Below are 8,897 nucleotides of genomic sequence, written 5' to 3'. Positions count from 1 at the left end.
CTGTTGCCGCCGTCGCCGCCGTGGCCCCCAGTACCGCCGGCGCCCACGAGGCCCGCGCCGGAGCCGCCACCCAGGCCGGCGGTCCCACCGTTGCCGCCCTTGCCGCCGTCGCCACCGGTGCCGGCCCCCAAGCCCTGGCCACCCTGGCCACCGTGGCCACCCTGTCCGCCCGCGCCGCCGTCACCCGCGTGGCCGCCGAACAATCCCGACACCCCCTCGGCGTTGCCGCCGGTCCCGCCCGTCCCGCCGTTCCCGCCCTGGCCGCCCCCGGTGGCGTTGATAAAGCCGGTGACGCCGGACCCGCCGCTTCCGCCGGTCCCGCCGGTCCCGCCAACGCCGCCCGTACCGCCGCTGCCGAAAATCAGCCCGCCGTTGCCGCCCACCCCGCCGGACCCACCGTTGCCGCCGAGGCCGCCGTTGGTGGGGCTGGCCCCCGCGGCGCCCGCGGTGCCGGTGGTGCCAATGCCGCCGGCCCCGCCCCTGCCGCCGTTGCCGAAGAAGAAAGCATTACCCCCGTTGCCGCCGGGCTGGCCGGGCAGCCCGGACCCGCCATCGCCGCCGTTGCCGAACAAGATCCCGCCAGGCCCGCCCGGCTGCCCGGTCCCCGGCGCCCCATTGGCGCCCTTGCCGATCAACGGGATCCCGAACAACGCATTCGTGGGCGCATTGACTACGGCCCGCACGTCTTGCCACAGGGGCGTGAGGGTCTGCAACGGCGAGGAGTTTGCCGCCTCGGCGGCCGCATAGGCGCCCCCGGCGGCGTTCAACGTCGACACGAACAGGGCATGAAACTCCGCCGCCTCGGCGCTGAGCGCCTGAAACGCCTGCCCGTGACTGGAGAGCACTGACGCTATCGCCGCCGACACCTCATCCGCGCCGGCCGCCAGCAATCCCGTCGTCGGGCCCGCCGCCGCGGCATTGGCGGCGGTCACCGCCGATCCGATCTTGGAGATATCCGATGCCGCCGAGGCCACGAATTCCGGGACCGCTATCAAATACGACATGGCTGCCCCTCCCCGCAGGTCGGGAGTAGGAGATGAAGAGCACTGAAGAGCGTACGCCGATTCCGACCCGATGTTTCGGCTTCGAGCAAACGGCCGCGACATTACGCCGGCACGGGCTAGGCGATCACAGCGTCTCGTCCAGCTCGCCGAGCCGGTCGGTCAGGCGCAGGTTCTCCGAGTAGTCGACCGGGCAGCCGATCAGCGACACCCCGTCGTCGGCCAGCGCGGCCTTGAGCGTCGGCAACAGCTCGGCGGCGCTGGTGATCCGATATCCCTTGGCGCCGAAGCTTTCCGCGTATTTCACGATGTCGGGGTTGCCGAATTTCACGTAGTAGTGGTCGCCGAGTTCGAGGTCCATCTTCCATTCGATCAGGCCGTAGCCGCCGTCCTCCCAGATCAGCACGACGAGCGGGATCCGCTCCCGCACCGCGGTCTCGATCTCCTGGGAGTTCATCAGGAAGGCACCGTCGCCGACGACGGCGAGCACCTTCGACTCGGGGCGGGCCAGCTTGACGCCGAGGGCGCCGGGCAGCGCAAAACTCATGGTGGACAAGCCGTTTGAGATCAGGCAGGTGTTCCGCTCGTAGGTCGGATAGAGCCGGGCCATCCACATCTTGGTGGCGCCCGTGTCGACGAGGACCACGTCGCTGCGGCCCAGCGCCTCGCGGGTGTCGGCGACCACCCGCGCCGGCGCCAGCGGATAGCGCGAATCCTGTTGTCCGCGAGCGAATTCCTCGGCCAGCAGCCCCGACCCGGGCACGTCGGCGGCGTGCTCGAAGCGGTGACCGGCCAGCGCGTCCGTGAGCGCGTTCAGCGAATCGCTGATGTCGCCGATGATCCCGACGTCGACCGAGTAGTGCCCGTCGACCTCGGCCGGGAAGCGGTGGACGTGGATGATCCTCTTGTCGGCCTGCGGGTTGATCCGCACGGGATCGAACTCCTGCAGCTCGTAGCCGACGGCGATGACGGCGTCGGCGTTGTCGAAGCCGAAGTTGACGTAGTCGTGCCGCATGAATCCCAGGGTCCCGATGCTGTTGGGGTGGTCGTCGGGCATCACGCCCTTGCCGTGGAACGTGTTGGCCACCTGGATGCCGAACTCCTCGGAGAACCGGACCAGGGCCTTGGTCGCGTCGGCGCGCGCGGCCCCGTGCCCGGCCAGCACCACCGGCCGCTTCGCCTGGCGCAGGATCTCCACGGCCCGTTCGACCTGCCGGGGCGCCGGTGCGTCGGGGCGAACGACGTTGCGGGGCAACGGCTTCAGGTTGTAATCGGTCTCATCGGCGTCGATGTGCTCGGGTACGGCCAGGTAGACCGCAGCCGGGCGTTCGGTCTCGGCGACCTTGAACGCCTTGCGGACCATCTCGGGGATGGCGCGTGGGGTGGGGATGCCCGCGGCCCACCGCGTGATCGGGGCGAACATCGACACCAGGTCGACGTACTGGTGCGACTCCTTGTACTCGCGATCCTGGCCCACCTGGGCGGAGATCGCCACCATCGGGGTGCTGTTGGTGGTGGCGTCGGCGACGCCGAGTTGCATGTTGATGGCGCCCGGGCCCAGGGTCGCCGATACCACCGCCGCGCGCCCGGTGACGCGCCCGTACATCTCCGCCATGAACGACGCCGCCTGCTCGTGCCGGGTGAGCACGTACCGGATGCTCGACGATGCCAGCGCCTGCACGAACCGGATGTTCTCCTCGCCGGGGACCCCGAACACGACAGAAACGCCCTCGTTCTCCAGGCACTTCACGATCAGCTGAGCGGCTTTACTCATCCCGGCACCTCCCTGAGGGGAACGATAGTGGCAGGCTGGTTGTTGGACCTCTTACCAACCCCGAAGCGAAGGATCTCAGCGTGCCCATCGCCACGATCAACCCGGCTACCGGCGAGACAGTAAAAACCTTCACCCCCGCGACCGACGAGGAAGTCGACGCCGCCATCGCGCGCGCCTACGCCCGGTTCCAGGACTACCGCCATAACACCACCTTTGCCCAGCGCACGGAGTGGGCAAACGCCACCGCCGACCTCTTGGAGAAGGAGGCGGACGAGACCGCGGCCATGATGACCCTCGAGATGGGCAAGACGCTCGCCTCGGCCAAGGCCGAAGCACTCAAGTGCGCCAAGGGTTTTCGCTACTACGCCGAGAACGCCGAGCAGCTGCTGGCCGACGAGCCGGCCGACCCGGCGAAGGTCGGCGCCAAGCAGGCCTACACCCGCTACCAGCCGCTGGGCGTGGTGCTGGCCGTCATGCCGTGGAACTTCCCGCTGTGGCAGGCCGTGCGGTTCGCCGCGCCGGCGCTGATGGCCGGCAACGTAGGCATCCTCAAGCACGCCTCCAACGTGCCGCAGACCGCGCTGTACCTCGCCGACGTCATCGCCCGCGGCGGCTTCCCGGAGGGCTGCTTCCAGACGCTGCTGGTCCCGTCCAGCGCCGTGGAGACCATCCTGCGCGACCCCCGCGTCGCCGCCGCCACCCTGACCGGCAGCGAGCCCGCCGGCCAGTCCGTCGGCGCCATCGCCGGCGACGAGATCAAGCCCACGGTGCTCGAACTCGGCGGCAGCGACCCGTTCATCGTGATGCCCTCGGCCGACCTGGACGAGGCGGTCAAGACCGCGGTCACCGCCCGGGTGCAGAACAACGGCCAATCCTGCATCGCCGCAAAGCGGTTCATCGCCCACGCCGACATCTACGACGCGTTCGTCGACAAGTTCGTCGAGCGGGTCAAGGCGCTGCGGGTGGGCGACCCGACCGACCCCGACACCGACGTCGGCCCGCTGGCCACCGAGTCGGGCCGCGACGAGATCGCCAAGCAGGTCGAGGACGCGGTCGCGGCCGGCGCGGTGATCCGCTGCGGCGGCGAGCGCCTGGACCGCCCGGGGTGGTTCTACCCGCCGACGGTGATCACCGACATCACCAAGGACATGGCGCTCTACACCGAGGAGGTGTTCGGCCCGGTCGCCTCCGTCTACCGCGCCGAGAGCATCGACGAGGCCATCGAGATCGCCAACGCCACCACCTTCGGGCTGGGATCCAACGCCTGGACCAACGACGAGGCCGAGCAGCAGCGCTTCATCGACGACATCGAGGCCGGCGCCGTCTTCATCAACGGGATGACGGTGTCCTACCCCGAGCTGCCGTTCGGCGGCGTCAAGCGCTCGGGTTACGGGCGCGAGCTCGCGGGCCTCGGGATCCGCGAGTTCTGCAACGCCAAGACCGTCTGGGTCGGGTCAGCCGACGAAGGCAAGTCGGCCGGCGCCAGCAAGGTCGAGTAGCTACCGGGTCAGGCCTCAGGCCGACGCGCCCGCCAGCGCCCTCTCGTCCTCGTCGGCGAAGGTGTCCTCGAGCTGCACCGGCGAGTAGTCGAGGTCGATCTCGGCGACCGGGCGACCGCGCGCGCTGTTGATGGTTCCGAACCGCCGCATGCCCTTGTCGGCGGCGTAGGCCATGGACTCGTCCGTCGACAGGCCGAACGGCATCGGGTCGTAGAGCGCGAAGCCCTCTTCGATGAGGCGTAGCCCGAGCGGCATCAGCTCGTTCATCCGCGTCTCGAAGACGCCCCAGTTCGCGTCGTCGGCGGCGACGTGCCGGCGGCAGGTGAAGGTGCCCCAGGCCATGTGGCGCCGCTCGTCGTCGCCGATGCGGCGCACCAGCTCCTGCATGCCGGGCAGGATGCTGCGTTCCACGCAGATCTTGTGCCAGATGTAGTAGCCCGTCAGCGCCAGCATGCCCTCGACCATGTGGTTGTAGGTGACCGACGCCCTTATCTGTGCGGCCGGTGACGGATCGACCCTCAGCGCGTCGAGGCAGTCCGGCAGTTCCTCGTAGAAGATCGTGCGGTAGGTGGGCACGTCATCGATGTACTCGTGCAGGTCGTCGGTGACGCCGACAGCGTCGAGCCACATCCGGAACACCTGGACGTGCTTGGCTTCCTCGAACGCGAACTGCGTCAGGTACATCTCGTCGCCCAGCCGGCCTTCGGCCCGCATCGCGTACATGAACGGCTGAATGTCCTCGGTCACCGCTTCTTCACCGGCGATGAACTCGGCGCACAGCCGGGTGGCGTAATGGCGTTCGTCATCGGTGAGCCGCTCCCAGTCCGCGCGGTCGCGAGAGAAGTCGATGTCGGCGGGATTCCAGAACTTCGCGTTGCCGCCCGCAAAGAGCTTGAGCGGCAAGCTGTCCCAGTTGAGCCCCCCTTTGACCATCGAGCCCGAATGCGTGCGTGTCATGTGACCTCCTCGGATCGTTTCAGTACGGGGGTGACGGCGGCATTCGCCGAGTACGCCGCCGCCAGGACCGCGACCAGCCGGCGCACAGCCAGCGCGGGCTGCTCCGGCGTGGGCTCGTCGAGCCCCAGGACCGGGTCGAGGCCGCGCATGTATGGGGCCAGCGCCAGGTGCGGAAAGATCAAGAGCAGCAACGACAACAGCGCGTCGGTGTCCGAATCGGCGCGCAGGTCGCCGCGCAGCTGCGCGTCGTGGACCAGTGGCCGCATCACTTGCAGGTAGTGACGGTGAATGACGTTCTGCACACTGACGCGGGCCTCGGTGTCGACTTCGAGAGTGGCCGCGGCGTGCAGCGCGCGCTCATGCGGGTGGTCGGCGAAGTAGGCGACCCACGCGTCGAGCCAGTCGGTCAAAAATTCGAAGAACGGCCGGCTCGGGTTCAGCTCGCGGATGCGGTCCTCCATGTAGGCGCGCACCCGTTGGCTGGCGACGTCGGCGACGTACGCGTAAAGGTCGCGCTTGTCCGCGAAGTACTGGAACAGGCTGCCCTTGGCCACCCCGGCCCGCCGGGCGATGACGTTCAGGCTGCCACGGGAAAAGCCGTGCGCGCCGAACTCGGACTCCGCGGCTTCGATGACCGCCGCGCGACGGGCGGGGTCCACGCGCGCCCATGTCACCGTTGGCATTAAGCCCCCTAACGTCGATGACCACTGGTCATTCTACGGTGAGCCACGTCACAGTCAAGTGACGATCCTTGGGCCTTGCGCACGGGCCCGGCTAGACGGGCAGTCGAATCGCGACGCCCGGCTGGCCGGGCGCTCGGCTCGGGACGGCGTCACCTACGGGCGCATCTGGTACGCGCCGCTGAGCGGCAGGACGTGTTCCTTCCAGATCTGGTCGTAGCGCGCTGGGTCGTGCGCCGGACGGCGGATCATCCGCATCGCGAAGCGGGCCTGCGCGTCCGTGGTTGCCGGCTTGTCGCCGAGTTCTACGGCGTAGCCGTTGAAGTCGCGCACCAGCACGGCGAAGATCTCGTCGATCACGGCCTCGTCGACTCCGGACAGCGGGGCCTCCTCGAGGATGAGCTGCGCGTAGGGCACCGTGGCGAACAGTTGACCCACCCCGAAGGCGAAGTCAATGTCCTTCTGCTGCAAGGCATCCGGTGTGGCGCTGGCCAGCATCTCGGCGAGCACGTCGACCTGCTCGCGCAGCAGCGCGACGTTGGGCAGGTGCCGGAACGCGTCGAACGGCGTGCGCCAGTCGTGAAACCGCACCTTGCCCAGGCCCCCCGTCGGCCCCTGGGCGAACAGGAACGCGTCGTCGGCGGCCTCGTCGCGCCGCGATATCACGGGCAACTCCGCGCTCGGGGCGAACAGGAAGTTGGGCATGAACTTCGCGAACAGCCCGATGTTGATGTGGACCGTGCCCTCCAGGCGCGGCAGCAGGCCGATCTCGCGGGTGACGGCCTCGAAAAAGGTGTCCTTCTCAACGCCTTTGGCGGCGATGACGTCCCACATGGCGGTGATGACGCGCTCGCCCTCGCTGGTGATCTTCGCCTTGGTGAGCGGGCTGTAGAGCAGGTAGCGACGGTCGGCCGCCGACGCGCTGCGCATGTAATCGCAGGCGCGGGTGGCGACCAGTTTCATCGCGATGAGCCGCAAGTAGGTGTCGGTGAGCAGCCGCCGCACGTGGGAAAAGTCGGTGACGACGGTGCCGTACAGGACCCGGTTGGACGCATGGGTGACCGCCTCGTACATGGCATGGGTGCACATGCCGATCGCACCCCAGCCCAGGTTGTACTTGCAGACGTTGACGGTGTTGAGCGCGGCGTGGAAGGCGCCGGGGCCGCGGTGCAACAGGTCGGCCTCGGTGACGGGGTAGTCGCGCAGCGCGTAGTTGGCGACGAAGTTCTGCGAGTTCACCACGTTCTTGATGAGCTCGTACCGGTCGTGCTGCGAGTCGGCGGCGAAGAACACGTACTCGTCTGCCCCGCCGGAAGAGCCGGCGATCTTGCCGAAGGTGGAGACCATGCGCGCCACGTTGGCGTTGCCGATGTAGTACTTCTCGCCGTTGGCGACCCAGCCGTGCTCGGATGGCGTCAGGACCATGTCGGTCTGGTAGACGTCGGCGCCGTGGGTCTGCTCGGACAACCCGAACGCGAAGACCTCGCCGGCCTCCAACTGCGCGGCGGCCTTGCGCTTGGCGTCCTCGTTGTCGCTCATCCAGATCGGGCCCAGGCCCAGCGCTGTGACCTGGAACGGGTACCAGTAGCTCAGCCCGTAAAAGCCCACGATCTCGGCGAATTCGCTGATCCGGTAGGTGTCCCACCGACAGTCTTCCGCGCCGTACTCCGACGGCGTCAGCAGCGAGGCGAAGATGCGCTCCCGCCCGATATGGTCCAGAAAGTCGGAGTACCAGACGCGGTTGTGGTCGTCGGACTTCAGCCGCGCCTTGCCGCGGGACTCGAAGAAGTCCACCGTCGCGGCCATGATCTCCCCCGAGCGGCGGTCCGGGTAGCGGCGTTGCAGGTGGTTGGGATTGAGCAACATGGCATTACTCCCGGGGGTTGCGAGCAAGACGAGGGTGACGGTACGCCATCGGTACCGAATCGAGGAAGCTCATGCCGGTTGCTGCCGGGTGGTGAATATCGCCAGGCTGGCCGGCACGATGAGCAACCCGAGCAGCACCGCGGGCCAGCTGACGGCTCGACCGGCCGCCATCTCGACGAACAGCGCGATGGCCGGGATCAACGCCAGCGCCCCGGTGACCAAGACCGGCGCCAACTGCTGAATTGCGTACTGAATCAAGAAGAATGGCACCACCAGCGACGCGAAGGCGGCCGCAATCGAGACACCCAACGGCAGCGACGGCGCCGCGAGCAACCCGCCGGGGACCAGCGTGAGCAGCGCCGCCGCGGCCACCACCAGCGTCGCGTAATAGCGGTGGGCCATCACCTGCCAGACACCGACCCCGGCGGCGCCCAGACCGCGGGACACGATGGCCACCCCGCCGGCGGCGGCGCCGTCGATGACGCCTAGGGCGGCCGCGACCAGCAACGCCACCATGCCGCGGGAATCCGACCCCGCCAGCACGACCACCAGCGCGGCGCCCAGCGCGGCCAACAGGCAGACCGCCAGCCATTGGGCGCGGCCGGGGCGGGTGGGGGCGTGGCCGCGACGGGCTTGCCGGGCCGACCAGGCCGTGACCGCCAGGGGAGCGAACGAGGCGCCCAGCGTGAAGACCACCACCGCGCTGTAGACCACCAGCCCCAGGAAGAAGGAGACGAACGTTACCGCGGTCCACAGGTTCAGCCAGGCGAAACTCCGGGCGGCGGGGACCCGCGCCGCCGGGTTCCGGCGGGCGGCAAGGGCTCCGAGCACGGCCGACCCGGCCGCCGCGATCGCCAGGATCAGCAGGCTGTCCGCCACATTGATCATGGACAACCCCAACAGGGCGGTGATCACCGCGTGCAGGCCGTTGCCGGTGATCAGGGCAAGCCACGGCATCAGCGCGTCCCGTCGGCCATCAAGAGCATGGCAACAACAGTGCCGACGGGACGCGGCAATGTCTGTCGGCCCTCCGGCCAATCCCGTGTCCCCCGATCGGGGGAACGAGCTTTCATCACGTCGCCGATCCGATCGGTGGAGGACCGGGCGCGCGGATCTTTCT

7 protein-coding genes are annotated in these 8,897 nt (G+C 68.7%); 1 reads left to right on the top strand and 6 read right to left on the bottom strand.

What is annotated here, in order from left to right:
* Together N415_RS27300 and N415_RS27295 are read right to left on the bottom strand one after the other, a co-directional pair.
* Positions 1–1,004 (bottom strand): PE family protein (locus N415_RS27300; protein ID WP_152531606.1); only part of this gene is annotated, 1,004 nt, incomplete at its 3' end.
* A 124-nt stretch (positions 1,005–1,128) separates the two neighbouring features.
* A complete protein-coding gene (locus N415_RS27295) occupies positions 1,129–2,775 on the bottom strand; it encodes an acetolactate synthase large subunit (RefSeq protein WP_068188474.1) in 1,647 nt (548 codons plus the stop codon).
* An 80-nt stretch (positions 2,776–2,855) separates the two neighbouring features.
* Here N415_RS27295 and N415_RS27290 point away from each other — a divergent pair, with 80 nt between their 5' ends.
* Positions 2,856–4,274 carry an NADP-dependent succinic semialdehyde dehydrogenase gene (locus N415_RS27290; protein WP_068188472.1) on the top strand — a complete coding sequence of 473 codons (1,419 nt, stop codon included), beginning with the start codon at positions 2,856–2,858 and terminating at the stop codon, positions 4,272–4,274.
* A gap of 15 nt (positions 4,275–4,289) precedes the next feature.
* Here N415_RS27290 and N415_RS27285 read toward each other — a convergent pair whose 3' ends face one another.
* The 4 genes from N415_RS27285 to N415_RS27270 all read right to left on the bottom strand — a co-directional run bounded on the left by N415_RS27285 (position 4,290) and on the right by N415_RS27270 (position 8,734).
* Positions 4,290–5,231 (bottom strand): R2-like ligand-binding oxidase, encoded by a 942-nt coding sequence (locus N415_RS27285; RefSeq protein ID WP_068140442.1) that lies wholly within the window; start codon positions 5,229–5,231, stop codon positions 4,290–4,292.
* The gene (locus tag N415_RS27280; protein ID WP_068188469.1) at positions 5,228–5,914 is read right to left on the bottom strand and encodes a TetR/AcrR family transcriptional regulator; all 687 of its coding nucleotides are present in this window, start codon (positions 5,912–5,914) and stop codon (positions 5,228–5,230) included. Before N415_RS27280 ends, N415_RS27285 begins: the two co-directional genes overlap by 4 nt.
* Positions 5,915–6,067: 153 nt before the next feature.
* On the bottom strand, positions 6,068–7,777 hold the full coding sequence (locus tag N415_RS27275) for an acyl-CoA dehydrogenase family protein (protein ID WP_068188466.1): 1,710 nt from the start codon (positions 7,775–7,777) through the stop codon (positions 6,068–6,070).
* Between the two features lie 69 nt (positions 7,778–7,846).
* A complete protein-coding gene (locus N415_RS27270; RefSeq protein WP_068188465.1) occupies positions 7,847–8,734 on the bottom strand; it encodes a hypothetical protein in 888 nt (295 codons plus the stop codon).
* Positions 8,735–8,897: the final 163 nt, after the last annotated feature.

It is taken from the genome of Mycobacterium sp. UM_CSW (assembly GCF_000455205.1).
In the GTDB taxonomy this organism is placed as follows: Bacteria; Actinomycetota; Actinomycetes; order Mycobacteriales; family Mycobacteriaceae; genus Mycobacterium.
The sequence above is the reverse complement of the archived record's forward strand: the minus strand, read 5'-3'. Positions and strand labels throughout refer to the sequence as shown.